The organism is Kitasatospora sp. NPDC017646 (assembly GCF_044329365.1).
GTDB lineage: Bacteria > Actinomycetota > Actinomycetes > Streptomycetales > Streptomycetaceae > Kitasatospora.
In genome coordinates this window covers 82,156-105,901 of record NZ_JBIRJC010000004.1, presented here as the reverse complement: position 1 = coordinate 105,901, position 23,746 = coordinate 82,156, and the positions used below count along the sequence as shown (strand labels likewise).

The 23,746-nt window shown below is 71.9% G+C and carries 23 protein-coding genes, 1 tRNA gene and 2 pseudogenes; 10 read left to right on the top strand and 16 right to left on the bottom strand.

What is annotated here, in order from left to right:
• A partial coding sequence (gene pelF, locus ACH4J0_RS08705) for a GT4 family glycosyltransferase PelF (RefSeq protein ID WP_396237679.1) occupies positions 1–1,500 on the bottom strand: 1,500 nt, incomplete at its 3' end.
• A 114-nt stretch (positions 1,501–1,614) separates the two neighbouring features.
• Positions 1,615–3,903: a hypothetical protein gene (locus ACH4J0_RS08700; RefSeq protein WP_396237677.1), complete on the bottom strand. Its 2,289-nt coding sequence runs from the start codon at positions 3,901–3,903 to the stop codon at positions 1,615–1,617.
• A gap of 455 nt (positions 3,904–4,358) precedes the next feature.
• On the opposite strand from ACH4J0_RS08700, the gene ACH4J0_RS08695 reads away from it, so the two are divergent.
• On the top strand, positions 4,359–5,207 hold the full coding sequence (locus tag ACH4J0_RS08695) for a tyrosine-protein phosphatase (RefSeq protein WP_396237675.1): 849 nt from the start codon (positions 4,359–4,361) through the stop codon (positions 5,205–5,207).
• 12 nt (positions 5,208–5,219) lie between these two features.
• Here ACH4J0_RS08695 and ACH4J0_RS08690 read toward each other — a convergent pair whose 3' ends face one another.
• From ACH4J0_RS08690 to ACH4J0_RS08655, 8 genes are all read right to left on the bottom strand, one after another.
• Positions 5,220–6,107 carry an RNA polymerase sigma factor SigF gene (locus ACH4J0_RS08690; RefSeq protein WP_396237673.1) on the bottom strand — a complete coding sequence of 296 codons (888 nt, stop codon included), beginning with the start codon at positions 6,105–6,107 and terminating at the stop codon, positions 5,220–5,222.
• A gap of 144 nt (positions 6,108–6,251) precedes the next feature.
• A complete protein-coding gene (locus ACH4J0_RS08685; RefSeq protein ID WP_396238269.1) occupies positions 6,252–7,091 on the bottom strand; it encodes an RNA polymerase sigma factor SigF in 840 nt (279 codons plus the stop codon).
• A 276-nt stretch (positions 7,092–7,367) separates the two neighbouring features.
• Positions 7,368–7,661, bottom strand: a complete 294-nt coding sequence (locus ACH4J0_RS08680; protein ID WP_396237671.1) for a Dabb family protein — start codon at positions 7,659–7,661, stop codon at positions 7,368–7,370.
• Positions 7,662–7,673: 12 nt separating this feature from the next.
• Entirely contained in the window at positions 7,674–7,838 is a 165-nt protein-coding gene (locus ACH4J0_RS08675; RefSeq protein WP_396237669.1) for a hypothetical protein, read from the bottom strand.
• A 450-nt stretch (positions 7,839–8,288) separates the two neighbouring features.
• Positions 8,289–8,375 (bottom strand) — tRNA-Ser (locus ACH4J0_RS08670).
• Positions 8,376–8,443: 68 nt separating this feature from the next.
• The gene (tadA, locus tag ACH4J0_RS08665) at positions 8,444–8,971 is read right to left on the bottom strand and encodes a tRNA adenosine(34) deaminase TadA (RefSeq protein ID WP_396237667.1); all 528 of its coding nucleotides are present in this window, start codon (positions 8,969–8,971) and stop codon (positions 8,444–8,446) included.
• Between the two features lie 50 nt (positions 8,972–9,021).
• A complete protein-coding gene (locus tag ACH4J0_RS08660) occupies positions 9,022–9,573 on the bottom strand; it encodes a tRNA adenosine deaminase-associated protein (RefSeq protein WP_396237665.1) in 552 nt (183 codons plus the stop codon).
• Between the two features lie 292 nt (positions 9,574–9,865).
• Positions 9,866–10,102, bottom strand: coding sequence for a hypothetical protein (locus ACH4J0_RS08655; protein WP_396237663.1), 237 nt, complete (start codon positions 10,100–10,102; stop codon positions 9,866–9,868).
• A gap of 162 nt (positions 10,103–10,264) precedes the next feature.
• On the opposite strand from ACH4J0_RS08655, the gene upp reads away from it, so the two are divergent.
• Positions 10,265–10,900, top strand: coding sequence for a uracil phosphoribosyltransferase (gene upp, locus ACH4J0_RS08650; RefSeq protein ID WP_189913140.1), 636 nt, complete (start codon positions 10,265–10,267; stop codon positions 10,898–10,900).
• A 71-nt stretch (positions 10,901–10,971) separates the two neighbouring features.
• Here the strand turns inward: upp and ACH4J0_RS08645 are convergent, their stop codons facing one another.
• Both ACH4J0_RS08645 and ACH4J0_RS08640 read right to left on the bottom strand, forming a co-directional pair.
• Positions 10,972–11,640 carry a LytR C-terminal domain-containing protein gene (locus ACH4J0_RS08645; RefSeq protein ID WP_396238267.1) on the bottom strand — a complete coding sequence of 223 codons (669 nt, stop codon included), beginning with the start codon at positions 11,638–11,640 and terminating at the stop codon, positions 10,972–10,974.
• A gap of 254 nt (positions 11,641–11,894) precedes the next feature.
• Positions 11,895–12,191, bottom strand: coding sequence for a type II toxin-antitoxin system VapB family antitoxin (locus ACH4J0_RS08640; protein ID WP_014136828.1), 297 nt, complete (start codon positions 12,189–12,191; stop codon positions 11,895–11,897).
• A 173-nt stretch (positions 12,192–12,364) separates the two neighbouring features.
• On the opposite strand from ACH4J0_RS08640, the pseudogene ACH4J0_RS08635 reads away from it, so the two are divergent.
• Positions 12,365–12,490: pseudogene (locus tag ACH4J0_RS08635) on the top strand (helicase HerA-like domain-containing protein); the annotation flags it as partial.
• A 159-nt stretch (positions 12,491–12,649) separates the two neighbouring features.
• Here the strand turns inward: ACH4J0_RS08635 and ACH4J0_RS08630 are convergent.
• Positions 12,650–13,816 (bottom strand): hypothetical protein, encoded by a 1,167-nt coding sequence (locus ACH4J0_RS08630; protein ID WP_396237660.1) that lies wholly within the window; start codon positions 13,814–13,816, stop codon positions 12,650–12,652.
• Between the two features lie 87 nt (positions 13,817–13,903).
• Complete coding sequence (locus ACH4J0_RS08625) at positions 13,904–14,620, bottom strand: rhomboid family intramembrane serine protease (RefSeq protein WP_396237658.1); 717 nt, start codon at positions 14,618–14,620, stop codon at positions 13,904–13,906.
• 83 nt (positions 14,621–14,703) lie between these two features.
• Here ACH4J0_RS08625 and ACH4J0_RS08620 point away from each other — a divergent pair, with 83 nt between their 5' ends.
• Positions 14,704–15,222 (top strand): YbhB/YbcL family Raf kinase inhibitor-like protein, encoded by a 519-nt coding sequence (locus tag ACH4J0_RS08620; protein WP_396237656.1) that lies wholly within the window; start codon positions 14,704–14,706, stop codon positions 15,220–15,222.
• 11 nt (positions 15,223–15,233) lie between these two features.
• On the opposite strand, the gene ACH4J0_RS08615 is transcribed toward ACH4J0_RS08620, so the two are convergent.
• Entirely contained in the window at positions 15,234–16,307 is a 1,074-nt protein-coding gene (locus ACH4J0_RS08615) for a helix-turn-helix transcriptional regulator (protein ID WP_396237654.1), read from the bottom strand.
• 130 nt (positions 16,308–16,437) lie between these two features.
• Between ACH4J0_RS08615 and ACH4J0_RS08610 the strand changes: the two genes are divergently transcribed.
• Positions 16,438–17,919: an MFS transporter gene (locus tag ACH4J0_RS08610; RefSeq protein WP_396238265.1), complete on the top strand. Its 1,482-nt coding sequence runs from the start codon at positions 16,438–16,440 to the stop codon at positions 17,917–17,919.
• Between the two features lie 214 nt (positions 17,920–18,133).
• Positions 18,134–18,253 (top strand): annotated as a pseudogene (locus ACH4J0_RS08605) (KTSC domain-containing protein); the annotation flags it as partial.
• Between the two features lie 25 nt (positions 18,254–18,278).
• Here the strand turns inward: ACH4J0_RS08605 and ACH4J0_RS08600 are convergent.
• On the bottom strand, positions 18,279–18,932 hold the full coding sequence (locus tag ACH4J0_RS08600) for an HhH-GPD-type base excision DNA repair protein (RefSeq protein ID WP_396237652.1): 654 nt from the start codon (positions 18,930–18,932) through the stop codon (positions 18,279–18,281).
• A gap of 295 nt (positions 18,933–19,227) precedes the next feature.
• Here ACH4J0_RS08600 and ACH4J0_RS08595 point away from each other — a divergent pair, with 295 nt between their 5' ends.
• The 4 genes from ACH4J0_RS08595 to ACH4J0_RS08580 all read left to right on the top strand — a co-directional run bounded on the left by ACH4J0_RS08595 (position 19,228) and on the right by ACH4J0_RS08580 (position 23,674).
• Positions 19,228–19,575 (top strand): DoxX family protein, encoded by a 348-nt coding sequence (locus ACH4J0_RS08595; RefSeq protein ID WP_396237650.1) that lies wholly within the window; start codon positions 19,228–19,230, stop codon positions 19,573–19,575.
• Between the two features lie 270 nt (positions 19,576–19,845).
• The gene (locus tag ACH4J0_RS08590; protein WP_396237648.1) at positions 19,846–22,257 is read left to right on the top strand and encodes a germacradienol/geosmin synthase; all 2,412 of its coding nucleotides are present in this window, start codon (positions 19,846–19,848) and stop codon (positions 22,255–22,257) included.
• Positions 22,258–22,388: 131 nt separating this feature from the next.
• On the top strand, positions 22,389–23,183 hold the full coding sequence (locus tag ACH4J0_RS08585) for a VOC family protein (RefSeq protein ID WP_396237646.1): 795 nt from the start codon (positions 22,389–22,391) through the stop codon (positions 23,181–23,183).
• Positions 23,183–23,674: a DinB family protein gene (locus tag ACH4J0_RS08580; protein WP_396237644.1), complete on the top strand. Its 492-nt coding sequence runs from the start codon at positions 23,183–23,185 to the stop codon at positions 23,672–23,674. Before ACH4J0_RS08585 ends, ACH4J0_RS08580 begins: the two co-directional genes overlap by 1 nt.
• The last annotated feature ends 72 nt before the right edge of the window (positions 23,675–23,746 follow it).

Sequence of the window (23,746 nt, the reverse complement as noted above, 5' to 3'; positions counted from 1 at the left end):
GCTGCGCTGAGGCTGAGCGACGGTGAGCCGCGGCTCCCAGTCGGGGCTGGGGACCTCGTCGGTGACGGCGACCATCCCGCCGGGCATCCAGCGGGAGGTGCCCAGGAGCTCGGTGTAGATGCCCCGGAAGCCGTCGATGTTCTGGCGGAGCGTGAACTGCTCGATGACCCGCAGCCGGGCCCCCTCGCCGAGCCGGGCGCGCCGCGCGGGGTCGCGCAGCAGCTCGATCGCGGCGGCCGCCATCGGCTCGGGCTCGCGCGGCGGGACGACCAGGCCGGTGTCGCCGACCGCCTCGCGCACGCCGCCGACGTCGGTCGAGACGGTCGCGCGGCCGCAGGACATGGCCTCGATCAGGGTGAAAGGGAAGCCCTCGCTGATGCTGGAGAGCATCACCACGTTGCCCGCCGCGTACGCGTCGGTGATGTCGGCGACGCGGCCCTCGAAGGCCACCGAGTCGGCTACGCCGAGCTCGGCGGCCAGGGCTATGCAGCCGTCCCGGTACGCCTCGCCGCCCTTGGGGGTGCCCCCGAAGAGCCGCAGCCGCGCCTCGGGGATCTCACGGTGGACGATGGCGAAGGCCCGGATCAGCGTCTCCAGGTCCTTGATCGGGTCGACCCGGCCGGCCCAGCTGAGGGTCGGGGTCTCGGGCTCCGGTCCGGCGGGCGGGAAGGCGGCCGGGTCCACGCCGTTGTAGACGGTGCGGATGTGGGCGGAGGGGGTGCCGCCGCGCTCCTCCCAGCGCCGGTTGTACCGGTTGCCGGGGGTGACCAGCGCGGCCTGCCGGTAGCTCTCCTCGGCGAGCATCCGGTAGAAGCCGAGCAGCAGTGCCTTGACCGGCCAGCGGTACGGGCCGGTGCGGTAGCCGAGGTAGCGTTCGCGCAGGTAGATGCCGTGCTCGGTGAGCAGAAACGGTACGCCGTACTGCTGGGCGGCGATCAGCCCGGGCAGGGTGGCGAGGCCGCCGCTGGCCGCGTGGGCGACGCCGTCGGTGGGCGGGTCGACCGAGAGCGGCCGCAGCGCGTGCTCCAGCAGGTCGGTGGCGTTCAGCGCGTCGTGCAGGGTGGGCCGGGACACCGCCGTGGGCAGGTAGTCGCGGGTCCACACGTGCTGGAGGGTGCGCAGGGCGCGCTCGCTGCGCAGCGCCGGGCTGAGCAGCCCGCGCCGGGCGAGGTCGGCGAAGCCGTACAGCTCGGTGCCGAAGTGGGTGGTGTAGACCGGGTCGAGGATGGAGTGCAGGAAGCGCTCGTACGCGTTGAGGAAGCGCCGCATCTCCTTGCCGCGCGGCGGTCGGGCCTCCGAGGCGGGGCCCCACAGCGGTGCGGTGGTGACCGACCGTACGTTGGCGGGCAGTTCCCAGGCCAGTGGTTCCTGACCGGTTCCGGTGACGGCGACGATGTCGAAGTCGACGTCCGGCATGCCCTGAACGAGCTGGTCGCACCAGACGCTCACACCGCCGTGCTGGTGCGGGTACGTCCCCTCGGTGAGCAGGGTGACGCGCATCTCCTGTCCCCCCTCCTGTTCTTGCGTCGTTTGTCCGGCCTGGGTGGCCGGAGCGGGAGCCGTGGCGGGGCCGGGCCGGTCGCCCGGCCCGACCCCGCCAAGGGGTGTTACGGGTTACCGGTTGCCGGAGTGCTGGGCGCCTTTGCCCTGGACCACGTCCTTGCCGGGCACCGGGGCTCCGCTGCCGGGCACGAGGGACTTGGCGGCCGGCTTGCGGGTGGTGTCGCCCGGACCCGCCGGGACGGGGGTGGCGACGCCCTGCGGCACGACCTTCTTGTCCGCCGGCGCCGGTGCCGGCACGGACTTGGCCGCGACGCTCGGCGCGACGGCGGCCGGGGCGGCCGGCGCACTGGCGGACGGGAGCTGCAGGGTGACGCTGCTCTGCAGGGCGCCCGGGGACACCCAGCCCGAGAGCGTACCGGCGTAGGCCGAACCGAAGGCGGCCGTACCGATGGCCATCTTCTGAGCAGTTCCGGTCGGCATGGTGGCCTGGATCTGAACACCGGCCGGCGCGCTGACGGTGACGGTGTTGCCGATCTTGTACGCGGTGACCTGGCCGGAGGCGAGGGCGTTGTTCCACGCCGCGCGCTTCTGGAACTCCTGGCCGATCTCGCGCTCACCGAGGTTCACGATCGGGGTGCTGTCGGCGTAGAGCGAACGGTAGGTGCCGAGGATCTTGTCCAGCACCGGGTACAGGATGCGGTCCTCGGAGAGGTTCGACTGGTGCACGAAGTGCGGGCGCGGGTCGTTGTTCAGCACGTGGCCGAGGTCGATCCGGGCCTCCAGCGGCACGATGTACGACTCGTAGCCGGTGGTGGTGTCCAGCGGAGCGGCCAGGCAGGTGGAGTTGGCGTTGTTCTCGCAGACGCCGCTGCCGCCGTTGGCCTTGCTGGTGTAGATCCAGTTGTACTCGTCCGCCTCCTCCTTCGCCGAACCGGCGTTGTAGAAGACGTTCATGGGGTACCGCGGCACGGTCAGCGTGGACGAGCCGACGGCCCGCTGGGCGGGCTCGCGGGAGGCGTCGCTGCCGGTGAACTTGATGCCGTTGGCGGCCAGCGCCGGCGCCAGGTTCGGGTTGTCGCTGGTCTCCTGCGGGGCGGTGAGAAGACCGGAGTGCTCGCCGGTGACGAGCACCTGCGGGTCGACCTTGAGGCCGTTGGTGGCGGCCCAGTCGAAGTTCTGCTTGATCTGGGTGGAGATGGTGTTCTGGTCGGTCCAGACGGTGTTGCCCGAGGCGTCCTTGGTGCACTTCCACGGCACCACGCTGACGTCCTGCACGCAGCCCAGGTACGGGTGGGTGTAGGTGTGGTTGACCCAGCGGTAGCTGTTCTGGTCGGAGATCAGCTGGCCGGCGGTCGGGTCCACCGTGGTCTGGTGGTCGGCCTTCCAGTCCTCGCTGCCGCCGCCGTTGAACACGAGGTCCAGCGTGAAGTTGTTGGCGGTCTGCCACTGCTTGAGGTACTGCGCGTCCTCCGGGGTCATCCGGATCGGGTTGGCGCTGTCCGGGGTGCCGGGCGGGCAGGTGACGTCACCGGGGGTGCACTTGAGCACGGTGTCCCAGCGGTCGTCGGCCAGGAGCACGTCGTCCACGTGGGTGGCGAAGTAGTTGCGGTCGTAGCCGAGGTGGACGCCCTGGGTGATCCAGTCGACCATGCCGCGGGCCAGCAGCCGGTACTGCTGCTGGTACTGGTTGTAGACGAAGGTGACGACCAGTTCCTTGCGGCCGTCGTGGGTGTACTCACCGACCAGCGAGCCGCGGCTGGTCGTGTTCGGTATCGAGGCGTCGACCAGCGGGACGAAGGAGGCGCCGGACGGCAGGTTGGCGAGCGGGGTCGCCAGGTAGCCGTAGCTCTCGCTGACCTTGGGGTCGTTGTCCTCGAACGGGACGCTGCCCTTGAGGTACCCGAACGGACCGGAAGTCCCGGCCGCGGTGGTGGCCGCCTGGAATCCGTCGAGGGTGCCGACGAATCCCGGATTCTCGGCGTAGTTCAGGCCGACCGCCGGGCTGGCCCACGTGTACGCGTCGATCTGCCGGACGTTGAAAGCCGCTTCGTACGTGGCGATCGCCGTCATCTCGGCGGCACTGTTGGGGAAGGGGTTTTCGTTGGGCAGCACGATGCCCTGGTACTTGCCCCGGGGGAGCCCGTTCACCGTGTCGCTCAGGAAAGCGGAGTTGATGACGGGGCGGTTGGGGTCATTGAGGCTGACGACCTTGTACGGCGTGCCCTGGCTCTTCAGTTCGGCGGTGATCGCCGCGACGGACGGGCCCCCGTCGTCGATGACCAGGACGGTGAGGTCGATCCTGGGCGGCGTGGTGGCGCCGTGGGCCAGGGTGGTCTGCAGGCCGCTGGCCAGCAGAACTGCCGCTGCGCATGCGGCAACTCTTCGGGTCGCTCGACCCATGTCTGATCCTCCCCTTGGGTCAGGCCCCGCGCTGCTCGGCGCTCGCCTGCCCGTGTAGCTGTTCGCAGGCAGCAGGCTGCCCGGCGCCCATCCTGGTCGAGGATCGGCAGTGCGAGGGACCAATTGGGCGAGAGTGCAGCGAACCTGTTACCAACGTTCATGGTGAAGCCATGGAGGCGCTGATTGTGACCGCAAACGGACCGCCCGCGCAAATAATGAATTGAAAATGAAAAACCGGAAGCCGACTGCTACAGGTGGTTACCGACTGTGCGGCTCACACGGATCCGTGGGGCACCTACACTGTCGTCGTTGCGCCTGACACTCTTGCACATCTTGCCGCTCCAATGGGCAGGTTCATGCAATATCGGGCACCGCTGTGCCATGTGACAGTCCGAATATGCAATGGAGGCTCGCGGGTGGTCGATGGTCGGATCGCATCCGAGCGAATCGGGGCCGTGCGGAATGTGCTCCCGGAGCCGGACCGGGCGGTCCTGGTCGGGCGCAGCCTCGGACTGCGCGGCGCGGTCAACGCACGGGACCTGGGCGGCTATCGGACGGCCGGAGGGCGCGCGGTGCGCGGTGGGGTGGTCCTGCGCAGTGACGGCCTGAACCGTGTCACCGCCGAGGACCTCGACCCGCTGGGCGCGCTCGGCCTGCGCGCGGTGGTCGACCTGCGCAGCGCCGAGGAGATCCGCGAGGCCGGCCCCGACCGAGTGCCGGAGGGCGTGGCCACGCACCACCTCCCGCTGCTGGCGAGGGACTTCGACATCAACCTGACGCTGCGCACCGCCCTCGCCGACCGCAACCCGCGCAAGCAGCGCGGTCTGCTCGGCGACGGCCGGGCTGCCGCCATGATGACCGGTCTCTACCGCTGGTTCGTCACCGACCTGGTGGCCCGCGAGCGTTTCGCCGCCCTGCTGCGGCTGCTGGCCGACCCGGACGGCGTGCCCCTGCTGTTCCACTGCTCGGCCGGCAAGGACCGCACCGGCTGGGCGGCGGCGCTGGTGCTGACCGCCCTGGGCGTGGAGCGCGAGACCGTGTTCGCCGACTACCTGCTCACCAACGAGCGCTCCGCCGCCGTGGTCGACCGGGTGCTGGACGACTTCGGCAGCCGCGGCCTGATGCGCGAGCCCGAGCTCCTCCGGCCGGTGTTCCGGGCCGACCGCGACTACCTGGACGCGGCCTTCGCGGAGGTCGAGGCCGGCTGGAGCGGCTTCGACGCCTTCTGGCGGGAGGGGCTCGGGCTGGACGAGGACGTGCTGAACGGGCTGCGCGCCAACCTCCTGGACGGCGCGGCGGTCTGAGCCCGCCGGGGGTCAGCCCTCGCTGATCAGCCCCTCGCGGAGCTGGGTGAGCGTCCGGGTGAGCAGCCGGGAGACGTGCATCTGGGAGATCCCGATCTCCTCGCCGATCTGGGACTGGGTGAGGTTGCCGAAGAACCGCAGCATGATGATCCGGCGCTCGCGCGGCGGCAGCTTGGCCAGCAGCGGCTTGAGCGACTCCCGGTACTCCACGCCCTCCAGCGCGAGGTCCTCGTAGCCGAGCCGGTCGGCCAGCGGCCCCTCGCTGTCCTCCTCGCCGGGGCTGGAGTCGAGCGAGCTGGCGGTGTAGGCGTTGCCCACCGCGAGTCCCTCGACCACGTCCTCCTCGCTGACCCCGAGGCAGGCGGCCAGCTCGGCGACGGTGGGGGAGCGGTCCAGCCGCTGGGACAGCTCGTCCCCGGCCTTGGTCAGCGCCAGCCGCAGCTCCTGGAGCCGGCGCGGCACCCGGACCGACCAACTGGTGTCCCGGAAGAAGCGCTTGATCTCGCCGACCACGGTCGGCATCGCGAAGGTAGGGAACTCCACCCCGCGCTCCGGGTCGAAGCGGTCGATCGCCTTGATCAGGCCGATGGTGCCGACCTGGACGATGTCCTCCATCGGCTCGTTGCGGCTGCGGAAGCGCGCCGAGGCGTACCGGACCAGCGGCAGGTTGAGCTCGATCAGGGTGTCGCGGACGTAGGTGTGCTCCTCGCTGCCGGGCTCCAGCGCGGCCAGCCGCAGGAACAGCGAGCGGGAGAGCGTCCGGGTGTCCAGCCCGGAGCCGGGCGGCGCCTCGGCGGGTGCGTCGGAGCCGGCTCGTTGGAGCGGGATCCGGTCCTCGGCGACCGCCGTACCCTTGGCCTGACCAGCGTGGATCTCCGCAGTGCCCAGCTCTCCGGACATGCACCCACCCCCTTGTGACTGACAGTTGAACGGGGGCCGTCGCAGGGAGGTTCCCGGCAGGGCCCAACCCCCTCCATACCGGAACGCGGTCCACGGCAAACCCGAACGTCGCGAGACGTCACGCGGGGGTAACGCGCTGCGATCTCACTCTTCCCAGGAGTTGCCGGTCCGAAGCCTCGTCAGGATCCGTGAGAGCAGTCGGGAGACGTGCATCTGGGACATCCCCAGCTCGGTGCTGATCTGAGACTGGGTGAGGTTGGCGAAGAACCGCAGCATCACGATCCGCCGCTCCCGCTCGGGGAGCTGGACCAGCAGGTGGCGGACCATGTCGCGGTGCTCGACCTCGGCCAGCGCGGCGTCCTCGTAGCCGAGCCGGTCCAGCAGGGCGAGGCCGCCCTCGTGCTCCTGGGCGGCCTCCAGGGACGCCGCGTTGTAGGCGCGCCCGGCGTCGAGGCAGGCCCGGACGTCCTCCTCGGGGATCCGCAGGCTGGCGGCGATCTCGGGCACCTTGGGCGCCCGTCCGTGCAGCACCGTCAGCTCCTCCATGGCGCCGCTGACCTGCACCCACAGCTCCTGGAGCCGGCGCGGGACGTGCATGGTGCGGACGTTGTCCCGGAAGTAGCGCTTGATCTCGCCCAGGATGGTCGGCAGCGCGTAGGTGGGGAACTGGACGCCCCGGGTCGGGTCGAAGCGGTCGATCGCGTTGATCAGGCCGATGGTGCCGACCTGGACGACGTCCTCCATCGGCTCGCTGCGGCTGCGGAAGCGGGTGGCCGCGTAGCGGACCAGCGGGATGTTCACCTCGATCAGCGCGGCCCGGACCCGCTCCCGTTCGGGGGCGTCGGGGGGCAGCTCGGAGAGCCGCTCGAACAGCACCCGGGTGAGCGTCCGGACGTCCACGGCGGGCCGTCCGCCGGGGCCGCGCAACCCGTCAGGGCGGAGCTCGCCGGCCGGGCTGATGATCGCAGCCAACACCTCGTCCACGGACACGTCACCCCTCCCAAAGTCGACAACGGCGGGCCCTGCGGATCGGGTGTCGGGGCTGGTTCACACCTCGCCATGTCCGGCAAAACCGGTCATAGCATCACAAGGCGGGCGCAGGTCGGGCAAGCACCCGGTGGAGGTGTGTTGGTGGGGTGCGCGACCCCGGCGGCGCCCGCCGGCGAGGCGCCGCAAGGGTCGTTCCGGACCGAGCAGGACGCCCCGCCCGGAAGCCGGGCGGGGCGGGCGCGGTCCGTCCGGGGGACGGCCGGGTGGAGGTCAGACCTCGATGTCGGCGATCACCCAGGTCGCGAACTCGCGCCACTGGCCGGCCGCGGCCTGGTGCGCGGGGTGGGTCAGGTACGACTGGAGGGACTCACGGTCCTCGACCAGGCTGTTGATCGCGTAGTCGTACGCGATGTCGCGCTCGGTGGTGTTCCACCCGCACTCCCACTCGCGCAGCTCGGGGATCAACGGGCCGAGTTCGGCGAAGGCCTTGTCGCCGGCGAGCACGCGCGGGTCGTCCTTGGCGACGCCCTCGTTGAGCTTGAACAGGACCAGGTGGCGGATCACGATGGCCGCTCCTTACTTGATCAGACCGGTCATGAAGGTGCCGACCGACTTGGCCGCGTTCGAGATGCCCTCGAAGCCCAGCTGGACGAGTTCGGCGGACCGGGCCGGTGAGGTGATGATCGAGTAGAGCACGAAGATGAGCAGGAGGGCCATGCCGATCTTCTTCGCCTGCGCCATCGTGACCTTCCTCCCTGCGGTGGGCCGCCGTCATCCGGGTCCCCGAGCGGCCTGCAGGGCAGCTTATCCACCGGACGGCCTATCAAGTGTGCGGCGCGTTGGCCCGGCGGGACGAAGGTCCCCATGAGTGGGGCCTTTCTCCGGGTGCCCTGCCGCCGACCGGGCGACAGGATGGGTGACGTGCCGTGGACCCGGCAGGAATCCCCGGCACGCGGATCCGGAGATCCCCGCTGTGGGACCGGTCGTCGCGGCTTCCCCCGACGCGGCGCCGGTCGGGGGACTCCGCCGGGGGAGCGGTCGGTCCCCCCGGGCCGCTCCCCCCTTTCCAAGGCTCCGTACGAGCCGGGCCGTGGTGGTCACGGGCCCGGAGTGCGGGGCCTCTTCCGCGTCCGAGGGTGCGCGGAAACGCCGAGGGCCCGTCCTGATCGGACGGGCCCTCGGGCTTTCCAGCGGTAGCGGTGGGATTCGAACCCACGGTGGAGTTGCCCCCACACACGCTTTCGAGGCGTGCTCCTTTGGCCGCTCGGACACGCTACCGAGGGGAACTCTACCGGACGGGTGGCGCGGTCACGAAATCCGTGTCCGGGGCCGGCTGCCGGGCGGGGTCAGCGGTGGGTGTCGAAGAAGGCGCGCAGCTGATCGCCGCACTCCTCGGCGAGGACGCCCCAGATCACCTCGGGCCGGTGGTTGAGGCGGCGGTCGCGCATCACGTCGAAGAGCGAGCCGGCCGCGCCGGCCTTCTCGTCGAGGGCGCCGTAGACCACCCGGTCGATCCGGGACAGCACGATGGCGCCGGCGCACATCGTGCAGGGCTCCAGGGTGACCACCAGGGTGCAGCCGCTGAGCCGCCACTCCCCGGTCCTCCCGGCGGCCTGCCGGATCGCGACCACCTCGGCGTGTGCGGTCGGGTCGCCGACCGCCTCGCGCTCGTTGTGGCCGCGCCCGAGCACCTCGCCGTCGGGGCCCAGGACGAGCGCCCCGACCGGGACGTCCCCGGTGGCCGGCGCCAGGGCGGCCTCGGCGATGGCGAGGCGCATCGGCGCCGCCCAGCGGTCGCGGACCGGGTCGGGGCGGACGGGGGCGGGCAGCGGGGGGACGTGCGGGACGGTCAGCGGGATGGATGCGGGCTGCATGGCATCCAGTGTCGGGCATCCGGTGATGGGCACCGGCCTGACCGGTGCCGCTACCGGACCGCCTCCAGGACCTCGCCGCAGCCCAGGGCCTCGGCGATCTCCTCCAGGGCGTCGCCCGGCACCGCGCCCTCGCCGCTGAGGGCGAGCAGCTCGTCGGCGGCCAGGCCGAACTCGGTGAGGAGGTGGGCGTCGCCGAGCGGACCGACCGGGACGCCGCCGCGGCCGTCCGCGTCCTCGTCGTCCTGGTCCTCGGCCTCCTCGTCGAGCAGGTGGTCCAGGTCTCCGAACTCGCTCTCGCCGGCCTGGTCGACCAGCTCGTCGGTGAGGACGGAGCCGTAGGAGCTGCGGGCGGCGGCGGCGCCGTCCGAGACGAAGATCCGCGGGTCGTCCTCGCCGTCCACCCGGACGACGGCGAACCAGACGTCCTCCTGTTCGATGAAGATCAGGACGCTGTCGTCGTCCTGCGCGGAGCCGCGGGCCAGATCGGCCAGATCGGCCAGGGTTTCGACGTCGTCGAGCTCCGTCTCGCTCACATCCCACCCGTCCTCGGTGCGAGCAAGCACTGCAGCGAAGTACGCCACCAGGGACACTCCCAAGATCATCGGTCTCGGCTGTCGGCGCGCTCGGGCGACGCGAAAATCTGGCCGCCCCCGCGCCAGAGGCGGTCCGCTTGTTCGGACCGTCCCATCGGAATCGTGACAGAAAGCCCGCCCTTGCGGGGGGTGTTCGGCAGCGCGTCTTTGCAGGTCGTGTCGGAAGGGCCGGGCGGCGGACGGCGGAGCCGGACCGGGGCCGTCCGGAGCCGGTCGAATTTTGGCCCGAACGCCCGTCGGAGTGACGACGGGCCGTGGCGGGGCGGGGTCGGAGGGGTGGGCGGACCGGGCACGGCCCCGGTCAGATGCGGAAGGTTCGCATCCGCATCGCTTCGCGCATCCGCCGTTCCTTGGTCCGCCGGGGCTGGACCCGTTCCCTCAGCTCGCGGGCCTCGGCGAGTTCGCGCAGGAAGACGGCCCGCCGCTTGCGGCGCTCCGACTCGGTCGACGGGGGGTCCTGCGGCGGGCCGGCGCGAAGGGCCGCCCCGTCGACGGGCTCGTCCGCCGAGCCGTCCCCGGCCTTCGGGTTGCTCGTCATAAGACGTGACATTCCCAGAACGGCCGGGTTGATACCACAGGAACCGGTCCGGTCCGGACATTCGTCCTTCGTCACGGCGTGTCACGGAAAGGTGACCGAGGCCGGTGGGCGGCCTGGCACGGCGTGTCGTACAGGCGTCCAGGACCGGGCTAACCTCGGTACATGCGTCTCCACGTCGTCGACCACCCCCTGGTCGCCCACAAGCTCTCCACCCTGCGCGACGAGCGCACCGACTCGCCGACCTTCCGTCGCCTGACCGACGAGCTGGTGACCCTCCTCGCCTACGAGGCCACCCGGGACGTCCGCACCGACGAGGTGGAGATCACCACCCCCGTGGCGGTCACGCTCGGCACCCGGCTCAGCTACCCGCGACCGCTGGTCGTGCCGATCCTGCGGGCCGGCCTCGGCATGCTCGACGGGATGACCCGCCTGCTGCCGACCGCGGAGGTCGGCTTCCTCGGCATGGTGCGCAACGAGGAGACCCTGGAGGCCTCCACGTACGCCACCCGGATGCCCGACGACCTCTCCGGCCGTCAGGTCTACGTGCTCGACCCGATGCTGGCCACCGGCGGCACCCTGGTCGCCGCGATCAAGATGCTGATCGAGCGCGGTGCCACCGACGTCACCGCCGTGGTGCTGCTGGCCGCGCCGGAGGGCGTCGAGGTGATGAAGCGCGAGCTGGCCGATCTGCCGGTCACCGTGGTCACCGCCGCGCTGGACGAGCGGCTGAACGAGAACGGCTACATCGTCCCCGGCCTGGGCGACGCGGGCGACCGGCTGTACGGCACCGCCGGCTGACCCCTTCCCCCGAACGTCCGAGAGCCCCCGGCACTGCGTCTGCCGGGGGCTCTGCTCTTGCTGTCGTGCGGTCAGCAGCTCCCGCTGGCACTCGGGGTGGGGGACGGCTTGGTGGCCAGGGCGAGGGCGGCGGCCGCCTGGTTCTCGTCGAGCAGGGCGTTGTAGCTGTCGCCGATCACGAAGTCCACGCTGGCGTCGGTGCGGGCGTCGGAGGTGATGGTGGCCCCGGCGATCTGGGAACTGACCAGGGTGCCGGCGGCGGCGCCGGTCGGGCCGGCGATCACCTGGGCGGTGCCGGGCACCTTCTTGTCCAGCTCGGCGGGCGCGTTGCCGACCTTGCCGATGACGAAGCCGCGCTTCTTGAGCTCGTCGGCGGTCCGCCCGGCCAGACCGGCCTTGGTGGTGGCGTTGTAGACGTTCACCGTGACGGCCGTGGGCGCGGGGACGGCGTGCGGGTCCACCGCGGCGGCCGGGGCGCCGGAGGCCGCGGGGGCGCCCGGCGTCGGGGCGGCCAGCGGCTTGCCGGACTGGTCGGCGCAGGCCTGGGCGGAGGCGTTCCTGTCCTTGCCCCGGAAGATGTCGTACAGCTGCACGCCGCCGAGGCCGATCAGGGCCAGGGCGAGCAGGGCCGCGAGCGCGGCGATCACCTTGCGACTCTTCTTCGGGGGCCGGCCCAGCCGTGGGTAGGCGTTGCCGGTGACGCGGTACTGCTTCCCCTTGAGGCCTTGGGGAGTCAACATGCTCACGGTTTGTCTCCCCCTCGTGCCGGGGCGGGGTCGGGATGACGGGTGGGCCGGGCAGGGGGCACCCCCGTGGTGCGGGCGGACCCCCTGGTCGCGGCCGTAGTCAGCAGCGTAGTGCCGGACAGCTGCGAAGGTACTAAACGATCATCCACTGGAGTACCCCGGTACCCGAAAGGAGGTACCCGGGTACGCCCGGACCGCCCTCCGCCAGGCGGCGAGGGGGCGGTCCGGGGAGGTGGCCGTGGCGGCCGTCAGTCCATTTCGAGGACACGGGCGTGCAGCACCTGGCGCTGCTGCAGCGCGGCCCGTACGGCCCGGTGCAGCCCGTCCTCCAGGTAGAGGTCGCCGCGCCACTTCACCACGTGGGCGAAGAGGTCCCCGTAGAAGGTCGAGTCCTCGGCCAGCAGGGTTTCCAGGTCGAGTTGGCCCTTGGTGGTCACCAGCTGGTCGAGCCGCACCGGACGCGGGGCGACGTCAGCCCACTGGCGGGTGCTCGTCCGGCCGTGATCCGGGTACGGCCGCCCATTGCCGATGCGCTTGAAGATCACACGGAAAGCCTACCGTTCGGACGGCGGATGACGCAGCAGCGGCGGGGGCGCCACGCGCACGGTTGTGAGCCACGGGTGGGTGATTGCGACTGTTTGATGGGAAATGTCGTGAACATCGCCCGGTCACGGTCGGGTTCGGGCCGTGCTTCCGACCTCCGATCCCGTCCGGGAGCGTGCACCACCCCGACGCGTGGGTGCGCGTCCCGCCCGGGGTGCTCGACCGGCACGGGCTGGTCGCCGGGGCCACCGGCACCGGGAGGACCGGGACCCTCCGGCTGGTCGCGGAACGACTCTCCGCCCGGGGCGTGCCGGCTCGGGGCCGGGCGTCGCGGCCGACCGTGGACGCCCCGCCCCTGACGGCGCGCCACCGGGACGCGATCGACCCGGAGCCGGCGTGCGAGAAGCCGGGCAGGAGCTCTCGCGCAGCCTGTTCGGGACGTCCGGGCGGCGGCGGTGAGTCAGCTTCCGAGGGCCGCGCCGATCCGGTCGAGGGAGGACAGCCGCATCAGCCCGTAGTGGTAGAACTCGACCTCGGGGACGCCGAGCCGGCGCAGGACGGCGATCTTGGCGGCGAGGTTCTCCGGGCCGTCGCAGTCCGCGGCCATCGGGCGCAGGATCACCGCCATCCGTTCCGGGCGGACGCCGTGCAGGGCGAAGGCGGCGAGCTTCTCCCGGACGGCCTCCGCGGTCCTGGTGTAGCCGAGGGTCTCGATCTGGTCGGTGGCCCCGGCGAGGGCGGGCAGGTCGATGCCGGACAGCCAGCCCTTGCCCGGACCACCGCCGTCCATGAAGCTCAGCCGCATGCCGTGGCGGCGGGCCCGTTCGGTGACTTCGGCGGCGAGCGAGGTGACGGTGGCGGCGGAGGCGTCCACGTAGGCGGCGAAGGCGCCGTCGGCGAGGGTGCTCAGGTCGGCGGGCTCCGCGGCGGCCTCCTGGTCGGCCAGGCGGCGGCGCAGTTCGGCCCGGACGGCCTCGGCGACCTGCTCGGCCGGGACGCCCGCGCGGGTGGCGGCGGCGCGGCAGTGCGGGCAGAAGCAGACGCCGAGCAGGGCCTCGGCGGTCGGGCCCAGCTCCTCGAAGTAGCGCTCGTGGTGGTAGCCGTGGCGCAGGCCGTGGAAGTGCAGGGACTCGGCACGGATCGCGTCCACGCCGTACCGGGCGAGCTCCTCGACCAGGGTGAGCGCGTACTCGCGGACCTCCGGGTGGGCCGGGCAGAGCTCGGTGAGGTGGCGGTCGCCGAAGGCGTTGGCCGGAGCGCAGTCGGGGTGGGCGAAGCCGAGCCGGTCGTTGTGGCAGAAGACCGTCCAGGCGTGCAGCTTCAGGCCTCGGCGGCGGGCCTCGGCGGCGGCCTCGGCGAAGGGGTCGCGGTCGCCGATCGCGGTGGACGGGACGGGCGCCAGGCGGCGGCCCGCCCAGCGGGCCGGGTCGGGGTGGAAGTACGCGGCGCCGGGCTCCAGGTAGCGGATCACCCGGCGGGGGTTGTGCGGGAAGACGTCGCGGGCCTCGTGGTAGACGGAGGCCAGGGTGACGCCGCCGACACCGGCGCGGTCGGTGAGGTTGCCGAAGAAGGTGTCGGCGCCCTCGTCGAGCAGGTCGGTGGCGAAGGCGAGGACGGACGACTCCACGGTGCGGCTCCGGAGCTGGGGACGGGGTGGGTCGTTCACGCTAGCCGCAGGGTTGGGAATGGTCTATACCTGGTGCACCCGGTCGGGTCAGAGGCCCAGGTCGTCCAGCTCCTTGAGCAGGGCGGCGTTGGGGCTGTCCGGGGCGGGGGTGCCGGCCCCGGCCACGGCCTCGGCGGTCTTGGCGGCGGCCGGGCGCGGGGCCCGGTTGCGGAAGATCCAGGCGCCGGCCAGCCCGCCGACCAGGCCGCCCAGGTGGGCCGCCCAGCTGATCCCCGGGGCCACCCCGGGCAGGGCGCTGGTGACCATGTAGGCGTAGGAGGCGCCGAGCACCACGCCGATCAGGGTGTCGATCAGGTTGCGGTCGATGATGCCGCGCAGCACCACGTAGCCGAAGTAGCCGAACACCACGCCGCTGGCGCCCGCGCCGACGGTGTTCGGGGGGTCGAAGACCCAGGCCGTCAGCTCGCTGGTCAGGGCGAGCAGCACGGTCAGGCCGAGGAACTTCTTCACCCCGCGGTAGGCCGCCAGGAAGCCGAAGACGAACAGCGGGCCCGAGTTCGCCTCCAGGTGGGCCCAGTTCCAGTGCAGGAAGGGCGCGGTGACGACGTTCGGCAGCCTGGTCACGTCCTGCGGGATCACACCGAAGCGGCGGCCGAGGTCGTAGTCGTCCATCCAGTTCACCAGCTGGATCAGCCAGATCGCGGCCAGTACCCCGACCATGGTGAAGAGCGCCCGACGGGCGTCCGCGATCATCGTGACGGGATCGAGCGTGCTCGCCGTGCTGCCGGTGCGTTCCGAGGCCATGACGTCGACTGTAGGGGCGGCCGGATCGGTCGTGCACCCCATTACAGTGATCCGTGTCATTCCGAGCGTGAGAGGTGCACCCCATGAGTGTTCGTCCGCCGTTGCCGTACGAGTTCCTGCCGCAGGTGCCGTCCTTCGAGCTGAGCAGCCGGGACATCACCGAAGGCGGCACGCTGGGCCAGGAGTTCATCCACGGCGGCGGCAACCTCTCGCCGCAACTGGCCTGGTCGGGCCTGCCGGACGGCACCCGGAGCATCGCCGTCACCTGCTTCGACCCGGACGCTCCGACCGGCTCCGGCTGGTGGCACTGGCTGGCCGTCAACCTGCCCGCCGACACCGCCGAACTGCCGCGCGGCGCCGGCTCCTCGGACGACGCCCTGCCGGGCGCGGCCTCCTTCCACGGGCGCAACGACTTCCCGGCCAACAAGTACGACGGCGCCGCCCCGCCGCCCGGCGCTCCGCACCGGTACGTGTTCGCGGTGCACGCGCTGGACGTGGAGGAGCTGGACGTCACCGCCGACACCCCGGCGGCCCAGATCGGCTTCAACCTCACCTTCCACACCCTCGGGCGGGCGCTGCTGACGGCCGAGTACGGGGTCTGATCCTCCGCTCGTCAGTTCCCCGTCGGGGCCCGGCCGTCCGGCCGGGCCCCGTTCCGGTTCTCCCCGTTCTCCCCGTTCTCCCCGTTCTCCCGGTTCTCCCGGTTCCCCCGGTTCTCCCGGTTCCCCCGGTTCGCCGCGCGGTCGGCCCTGGTCGCGATCGTGCGCAGGTGCTCGCGCAGCTCCGGGGGCTCGTGCACCTCGAAGTCGCAGTCCAGCATCAGCAGTCCGGCCGCCAGCCACTTCAGGGAGTCCGCCCGGGAGCGCAGGAGGCAGCTGTGGTCGTCGATCGGTTCGAGCTCGTAGTCGCCGGTCCAGGGCATCCAGCCGTCGACCTCGGCGGCGGGGCGGTGGACGGTGGCCACCATGGTGTGCGTCGGTGTGTGGCCGCGCAGCCGGCTCGCCACGAACACTGCGGCGTCCTCGGCCGGGAGCGGGCGCGGGGTGAAGCGGGCGCCGGTGGCGAACGGTTCGGTGAGCCGGTCGACCCGGAAGAGCCGCCAGTCGTCCCGGTCCAGGTCGTAGCCGATCAGGTACCAGCGGCGGCCGGTCGAGACGAGCCGCTCGGGCTCGACGTTGCGCCGGGTCTCGGCCCCGTCGCGGGCCCGGTAGGCGAAGCGCAGCCGCTCGTGGTTGGTGACGGCGCCGGCGAGCAGGGTCAGGGCCTCGGGATCGACGGTCGGGCCGTCCCCGGTGAGCAGCGGCACGGTGGCCGTGTTCAGGGTGCCCACCCGGTGCCGCAGCCGGCTCGGCAGCACCTGGAGCAGTTTGCCGAGCGCCCGTACCGAGGCCTCCTCGATGCCGACGACGGCGTGCCCGGCGGCCGCCCGAAGGCCGACCGCGATGGCCACCGCCTCCTCGTCGTCCAGCAGCAGCGGCGGCATCGCGGTGCCCGCGACCAGCCGGTAGCCGCCGACCGCGCCCATGGTGGCCTGCACCGGGTAGCCGAGGTCGCGCAGCCGGTCGATGTCCCGGCGGATGGTGCGCGGGCTGACGCCGAGCCGCTCGGCGAGTTCGCTGCCGGGCCACTCCCGCGGGGTCTGCAGCAGGGACAGCAGGTTCAGCAGCCGGACCGGGGTGTCACTCATTGCGCCTTCCGATGATTCGCTCGCCGCGCTCGCTCATGCCGTCAAGCATGCCCGACGAAGTGGGACAGAACCTGACCTACATGGCCGTTACCGTTCCGACGTGCAGCAGAAGACGAGCGAGGAGAACGGAATGAGTACGGCGGGAGCCGACCGGCGGAGGTGGATCGCGCTGGCGATCGTGATGGTCGCCTCCTTCATGGACCTGGTGGACGTCACCATCGTCAACATCGCCATCCCCAGCATCCAGCAGGACACCGGCGCCTCCTTCAGCGCCATCCAGTGGGTCACCGGTGGCTACGCGCTGGCCTTCGCGATCGGGCTGATCACCGGCGGGCGGCTCGGCGACATCCACGGCCGCAAGCGGCTGTTCCTGATCGGCATCGGCGGCTTCACGCTGGCCTCGGCGCTGTGCGGGCTGGCCTCAGGCCCGGAGATGCTGGTCGCCATGCGGATCCTGCAAGGCGGCACGGCCGCACTGATGGTGCCGCAGGTGCTGTCGATCATCCACGCGACCTTCCCGGCGGAGGAGCGCGGCAAGGTGTTCGGGATGTTCGGCGCGGTGGTCGGGCTGGGCGCGGTCTCCGGTCCGATGATCGGCGCGCTGCTCACCGAGTGGGACCTGCTGGGCCTCCAATGGCGTCCGATCTTCCTGATCAACCTGCCCGTCGGCATCGCCGGGCTGCTGCTCGGGCGCCGCTTCATCGACGAGTCCAAGGCCGAGCACGCGCTCAAGCTGGACCTGGTCGGCGTGGCGCTGGCCAGCCTCGGCCTGCTGATGCTGATCTACCCGCTGACCCACGGCCGGGAGGCCGGCTGGCCGCTCTGGGGCTACCTGTCGATGGCCGGCAGCCTCCCGGTGTTCGTGCTCTTCGTGGTGTACGAGAAGGCCAAGACGCGGCGGGACGGCTCGCCGCTGGTCGAACTGTCGCTGTTCCGGGTGAAGAGCTTCGCGGCCGGGATCTGCGTCCAGCTGGCCTTCGGCGTCGCGCTCGGCATCTTCTTCCTGGTCTGGACGCTCTACATGCAGGTCGGGCTCGGCTGGAGCCCGCTCAAGGCGGGTGCCACCGGCATCCCGTTCTCGCTCGCGGTCTCCACGGCGGCCGGTCTGTCGGTGCAGAAGCTGGTGCCGCGGTTCGGGCGCAAGGTGCTCCAGGCGGGCGCGCTGATCATGGCGGTGGGCGTGCTCACCTACATCGGGGAGGCGCACCGGTACGGGACGGGCATCGCGCCCTGGCAGATGGCGCTGCCGCTGGTGGTGATGGGCCTCGGGATGGGGCTGATCGTCGCGCCGATCACCGACGCGATCCTCTCCGAGGTGCCGCGCCGGCACGCCGGTTCGGCCTCGGGTCTGATCAACACCGTGCAGCAGGTCGGCAACGCGCTCGGGCTCGGCCTGGTGTCGGTGGCCTTCTTCGGGGCGATGGACGACGTGGTCGCGCCGGACGCGCTGGGGACGGCCTTCGGCGGGGCGTTCGTGCACGCGATGTGGTGGGTCGCGGGGGTGTTGCTGGCGGTGTTCCTGCTGATGTTCGCGCTGCCGCGCAAGCGCGGGGCGGCGGTCGAGGACGGTGCCTCGAACGGCGTGGAGCAGCGGGAGTCCGTCCTAGTGTGACGGCTCCGGGGCGGGCACCCGGTCGGGCTCCGAGCGGGCTCCGGGCGGGCTCCGGCGCGGATGAGGGCCTCGGTCGCACTGGGCGGCCGGGGCCCCTGTCGCATCCCGGGAGGGCCATGGACCGTACGGCGTCGGACTCCTCGGTGCTGCGCTCGGTCGGGTACGACCCGCGGGTGCGGGTGCGGGTGCGGGTGCTGGAGCCGGAGTTCACCGGTGGGCGGACGTGCCGGCGCGGGTGCACCGGGAACTGCTCGAGGCGGAGAACCACGGACGCTACTTGGTCCGGTCGATCCGCGGACGGTACGCCTACGCGGGGGCGGCCATCCGCCGGTAGCTGCTGCCGTCCCCGGCCCGGGGGCTCACCGGGCGCCGGAGGCGGTCGCGACGGCGGTCGCGACGACGGCGCGGGCGGTGGTGCGGGGCTTGGCGGCGGCCTTGGCCTCCTTCGCCGCGCGCTTCATCTCCTGCTTGAACTCCCGTACCAGCGTGAGTGATTCGGGGCCGGTGATGTCGGCGACCGAGCGGTGCGCGCCCTCCTCGCCGTAGACGCCGGCAGCCTCCCGCCAGCCTTCGGGCCGTACGCCGTACTGCTTGCCGAGCAGGGCCAGGAAGATCTGCGACTTCTGCTTGCCGAAGCCGGGAAGGGCGTTGAGGCGGCTGAGCAACTCCTTGCCGGTGCGGGCGTCCTTCCACAGCGCCGCGGCCTCGCCGTCGTACTGCGCGACGAGGAACTGGCACAGCTGCTGCACCCGTTTGGCCATCGCGGCCGGGTAGCGGTGGACGGCCGGCTTGGCGGAGAGCAGGGCGACGAACTCCTCCGGGTTGTAGGTGGCGATCTCGTGGGCGTCGAGGTCGTCCCGGCCCAGGCGCTGGGCGATGGTCAGTGGCCCGGTGAACGCCCATTCCATTGGGACCTGTTGGTCCAGCAGCATGCCGACGAGCGCGGCGAGCGCACTCCGTCCGAGCAGTTCGTCGGCCTCGGGCTGCTGGGCGAGCCGGACGGTGACGTTCATGAGGTGTGGCCTCCTCGGAGTTGACGTCGGTCGGCGCCCAGTCTGGATGACGTGGCCTGGACGGACGCGGTCAACACGCCCGTACCTGAGGAAGTCTTGGTGTTTCCAGCCCTTGTCAGACCGGCTTTGTTCGTTGGCGGAGCGGTTGTTGGCCATTTCTCGGCGGTGGCGCGGAAACATTTTTGTCCGCCGCTGTCACATCCACCGGGTGCGCCGGGTCAGTGCTGTGTTCGACCCGAACCCGACCGGATCCGACCGGCTCGGACCGACCATTCACCGAACGGGGAGCACTCCAATGTCCGTCGCCCACATCGTCGTCACCGTCCTCGGCGCCCTCATGGTCGGCTTCTCCGCGTACTCCGTCTTCGCCGGGGCCGAGTACGTCGTGGGGCCGCTCGCCGAGTACGGAGTCCCGCGCGCCTGGTGGACCTGGCTCGGCGTCGCGAAGGCCGCCGGCGCCCTCGGCCTGCTGGTCGGCCTCGCCGTCCCGGCCATCGGCTACGCGGCCGCCGTCGGCATCGTCCTCTACTTCCTCGGCGCCGTGATCACCGTCGCCCGCGCCCGGGCTTACGCCCACATTCCCTTCCCCCTGATCTACCTGGCCCCGGCCGCCGCCTCCCTCGTCCTGGGCCTCGCGGCCTGACCGGAACCCCGCACCGCGAGGGCGGCCCACCGACCGGTGGCCCGCCCCGGCGGCGGTTCCTCCCAAGGGGGTTCCCCCGAGTAGGAGCACTGGGCGAAGCGCGGGGCCCATCGAGGGGGGTCGGTCGCGCCAGGGGGAGTCGACCGGGGACCGGCCGCGGATTCGAGCAGATGGGTCATTTCATATGACTGTTTTGGATGTTGGGGTGCGGCGGTGTGACCGGACGTCATCCTGGCTCCAACCGACGCGTCGCAGAAAGGCTCGCCCGCCGTGACCCAGCCGTTCGAACTGCCGTCCTTCTACGTGCCGCACCCGGCGCGCCTCAATCCGCATCTGGACGGGGCGCGGGCCCACTCCTCGCAATGGGCCCGGGAGATGGGGATGCTGGAGGGGTCCGGGATCTGGGAGCAGGCCGACCTGGACGCCCACGACTACGGGCTGCTCTGCGCCTACACCCACCCCGACGCCTCCGCCGAGGCGCTGTCGCTGGTCACCGACTGGTACGTCTGGGTCTTCTTCTTCGACGACCACTTCCTCGACATGTACAAGCGCACCAACGACCGCCGGGCCGGCAAGGCGCACCTGGACCGGTTGCCGCTGTTCATGCCGGCCGACCCGACCGCCCCGGTGCCCGAGCCGGAGAACCCGGTCGAGGCCGGTCTGGCCGATCTGTGGCGGCGCACCGTGCCGGTGATGGGGGAGGACTGGCGGATCCGGTTCGCCGAGAGCACCCGCAACCTGCTCAACGAGTCGCTGTGGGAGCTCGCCAACATCGACGCCGGCCGGATCGCCAACCCGGTCGAGTACATCGAGATGCGCCGCAAGGTCGGCGGGGCGCCGTGGTCCGCGCAGTTGGTCGAGTACGCGGCCGGGGCCGAGGTGCCGAAGGAGGTCTCCGGTTCCCGTGCGCTGCGGGTGCTGATGGACGCCTTCTCCGACGGCGTGCACCTGCGCAACGACATCTTCTCGTACCAGCGCGAGGTCGAGGACGAGGGCGAACTGAGCAACGGGATCCTGGTGCTGGAGCGGTTCCTGGAGTGCTCCACCCAGGAGGCCGCCGAGGCGGTCAACGACCTGCTCACCTCGCGGCTGCAGCAGTTCGAGAACACCGTGTTCACCGAACTGCCGGTGCTGTTCGCGGAGACCGGGCTCGACCCGGCGGGCCGCGCCCGGGTGATGGCGTACGTCAAGGGGCTGCAGGACTGGCAGTCCGGCGGGCACGAGTGGCACATGCGGTCCAGCCGGTACATGAACGGCGGTGGGGCGGCGGCGGGTCCGGCCGGTGGGGTGGCGCCGGGCTCGGACGGGGAGCTGCCAGGGGTGCCGGGGACCGGCAACTGGTGGGACCAGTACGCGATCGGCGGGATCGGGACCTCGGCCCTGGACGTCCTGCGCAAGGGGGCCCGGACCGCCGAGGCCCCGGTGGCGCCGGCCGTACGGCGGGCGCGGTCGCACGGCCACGTGCCGTTCCGGGCCGTCGGGCCGTCCCGGCTGCCGGAGTTCGAGCTGCCGTTCGCGCTGTCGCTGAGCCCGCACCTGGACGGCGCGCGGGAGCGGGTGATCGAGTGGGCCGAGCGGGTGGGCCTGCTGGCCGAGCAGCCCGGAGTCCCCGGATCCGGCATCTGGGACGCCGAATCGATGCGCGACTACGACCTGCCGCTCTGTGCGGCCGGCATTCATCCCGAGGCCACGGCCGACCAACTCGACGTCGCCTCGGCCTGGTTGGCCTGGGGCACCTGGGCCGACGACTACTACCCGAGGATCTTCGGCAGTACCCGCGACCTGGCCGGCGCCAAGGCCGCCAACGCGCGGCTGCCGCTGTTCATGCCGCTGGACGGCGCGCCCGTGCCGGAGCCGGTCAACGCGCTGGAGCGCTCCCTCGCCGACATCTGGGAGCGCACCGTCGGCCCGATGACCGTCGAGGCCCGGTCCAGGTTGCGCGAGTCGATCGAGGTGATGACGGCGAGCTGGATCTGGGAGCTGAGCAACCAGATCCAGAACCGCGTCCCGGACCCGGTCGACTACCTGGAGATGCGCCGCTCCACCTTCGGCTCCGAACTTACCACGCTGCTCGCCCGCCTCGGCCACGGGAAGACCGTCCCGGCGGAGGTGTACCGGCACGGCTCGATGCGCGCGCTGGAGAACTCCGCGATGGACTACGCGTGCCTGATGAACGACGTCTTCTCGTACCAGAAGGAGGTCGAGTACGAGGGCGAGCTGCACAACGCCGTACTGGTGGTGCAGAACTTCTTCGACTGCGACTACCCGTCGGCGCTGCGGATCGTCGACGACCTGATGCACTCGCGGCTGGACCAGTTCCAGCACGTCGCGCGGAAGGAACTCCCGGTGATGTACGAGGACTTCGAACTCGGCGTGCGGGCCCGGGAGATGCTCGGCGGCTACGTCGAGGAGCTGGAGAACTGGCTCGCGGGCATCCTGAACTGGCACGAGGGCTGCCGCCGGTACCGCACCGAGGACCTGGAGCGGCACTTCGGCGCCGAGCGGGACCTCGCGGGCGCGGTCCGGGCCCGGGCGGCCGCGGCTCCCCCGGCCGGGGAGGTCGCGCGGGTCACCGCGCCGGGTGGTGCCGCGGCCGGCACCGGTGCGCTGCCGCTCGGCCCGACCGGCCTGGGCACCGCCTCGCTGCGCGCGCCGTCGAGCGGGGCCGTGCCGGCGACCTGAGGCGGAGCACGACAGGCGCACCCGCGCGGGCCATCCCGCGCGGGTGCGCCGCGTCGTGGCTAGGCTGGCGAGTCGGGGGCCGTGCGCGCCTTCCGGCGTGCGTCCGCACCGTCATGGACGAGGGCTGAGAGATGGCTGCGCTACCTGAGGGCACACCCTGTTGGGCCGACGCGATGTTCACCGACCTGGAGGGCGCCAAGGCCTTCTACGGTGACGTCCTGGGCTGGACCTTCGGCGAGAGTTCGTCGGAGTTCGGCAACTACACCCAGGCGTACTCGGACGGCAAGGCGGTCGCCGCGATCGTGCCGCCGGTGCCGGGGAGTCAGGCGCAGTCCGTCTGGTGCCTCTACCTGGCCTCGCCGGACGCCGCCGCCACCGCCGAGCGGATCCGGACCAACGGCGGCGAGGTGGTGATGGGCCCGATGCAGGTCGGCGACTTCGGCACCATGGTGATCGCCAGGGACCCGGGCGGGGTGGTGTTCGGCGTCTGGCAGGGCGGGACCCACGAGGGCTTCGAGAAGCAGGGCGAGCCCGGCGCGTACAGCTGGGCCGAGATCGTCACCCGCGATCCCGGGCGGGCCGACTCCTTCTTCCCGGCGGTCTTCCCGTACGGCACGCGGGAGATGGAGTCCGAGCAGATCGACTACCGGATGTTCCTGGTCGGCGGCCGGCCGGTGCTGGGCCGGATGGGAGCGGAAGGCGTCCTGCCGCCCGGTGCCCCCTCGTACGTGAGCGTCTACTTCGCCGTGGACGACACCGACGCCGCGATCGAGCGGCTGAAGGAGCACGGCGGCGCGGTGTACTTCGGGCCGATGGACAGCCCGTTCGGGCGGTTCGCGGCGGTCGGCGACCAGCAGGGCGCGGCCTTCGGGCTGATCGACCTCGGTCGGAGGGAGGGCGACCGGCCGCCGACCGCGGACGTCTGATGGGGGAGCGCGAGGAACTCGTCGAGACCCTCGACAAGCACCGCGGCCTGCTGCTCCGCACCCTCCGGGACCTCACCGACGAGCAGGCGGCCCGGCGCACCACGGCCAGCGCGCTCTGCCTGGGCGGCCTGGTCAAGCACGTGGCCGCGGTCGAGGCGCGCTGGGCGGGGTTCATCACTGGCGGCGCCGAGGCGATGCGCGGCGGCGACGGCGAGGGAGACTGGGCGGAGCAGTTCCGGATGACGGAGGGCGAGACGCTGGCCGGGCTGCTCGCCGGGTACGAGGCGGTGGCGCGCGGCACCGACGAACTGGTGCGGAGCCTGCCCGACCTCGACGCCGCCCACCCGCTGCCGCCGGCGCCCTGGTTCGAGCCGGGAACGAGCTGGTCGGCCCGGCGGGTGCTGCTGCACCTGATCGCGGAGACCGCGCAGCACGCCGGGCACGCGGACATCATCCGGGAGTCGCTGGACGGGGCGAAGTCGATGGGGTGAGCGGATGGCGTCCTCCCGGGTGTGCTCGGGGCGCCCTGCCCGGTGCGCGGGCTGCGCTCGGGACGCCCCGGT

Bases quoted from the DNA above. Each gene is read 5' to 3' on its own strand.
- ACH4J0_RS08700 (WP_396237677.1), bottom strand. From the start codon at position 3,903: ATGGGTCGAGCGACCCGAAGAGTTGCCGCATGCGCAGCGGCAGTTCTG.
- ACH4J0_RS08690 (WP_396237673.1), bottom strand. From the start codon at position 6,107: ATGTCCGGAGAGCTGGGCACTGCGGAGATCCACGCTGGTCAGGCCAAG.
- ACH4J0_RS08675 (WP_396237669.1), bottom strand. From the start codon at position 7,838: ATGGCGCAGGCGAAGAAGATCGGCATGGCCCTCCTGCTCATCTTCGTG.
- tadA (WP_396237667.1), bottom strand. From the start codon at position 8,971: ATGCAGCCCGCATCCATCCCGCTGACCGTCCCGCACGTCCCCCCGCTG.
- ACH4J0_RS08660 (WP_396237665.1), bottom strand. From the start codon at position 9,573: ATGATCTTGGGAGTGTCCCTGGTGGCGTACTTCGCTGCAGTGCTTGCT.
- ACH4J0_RS08655 (WP_396237663.1), bottom strand. From the start codon at position 10,102: ATGACGAGCAACCCGAAGGCCGGGGACGGCTCGGCGGACGAGCCCGTC.
- upp (WP_189913140.1), top strand. From the start codon at position 10,265: ATGCGTCTCCACGTCGTCGACCACCCCCTGGTCGCCCACAAGCTCTCC.
- ACH4J0_RS08645 (WP_396238267.1), bottom strand. From the start codon at position 11,640: ATGTTGACTCCCCAAGGCCTCAAGGGGAAGCAGTACCGCGTCACCGGC.
- ACH4J0_RS08625 (WP_396237658.1), bottom strand. From the start codon at position 14,620: ATGGCCTCGGAACGCACCGGCAGCACGGCGAGCACGCTCGATCCCGTC.
- ACH4J0_RS08620 (WP_396237656.1), top strand. From the start codon at position 14,704: ATGAGTGTTCGTCCGCCGTTGCCGTACGAGTTCCTGCCGCAGGTGCCG.
- ACH4J0_RS08615 (WP_396237654.1), bottom strand. From the start codon at position 16,307: ATGAGTGACACCCCGGTCCGGCTGCTGAACCTGCTGTCCCTGCTGCAG.
- ACH4J0_RS08610 (WP_396238265.1), top strand. From the start codon at position 16,438: ATGAGTACGGCGGGAGCCGACCGGCGGAGGTGGATCGCGCTGGCGATC.
- ACH4J0_RS08600 (WP_396237652.1), bottom strand. From the start codon at position 18,932: ATGAACGTCACCGTCCGGCTCGCCCAGCAGCCCGAGGCCGACGAACTG.
- ACH4J0_RS08595 (WP_396237650.1), top strand. From the start codon at position 19,228: ATGTCCGTCGCCCACATCGTCGTCACCGTCCTCGGCGCCCTCATGGTC.
- ACH4J0_RS08585 (WP_396237646.1), top strand. From the start codon at position 22,389: ATGGCTGCGCTACCTGAGGGCACACCCTGTTGGGCCGACGCGATGTTC.
- ACH4J0_RS08580 (WP_396237644.1), top strand. From the start codon at position 23,183: ATGGGGGAGCGCGAGGAACTCGTCGAGACCCTCGACAAGCACCGCGGC.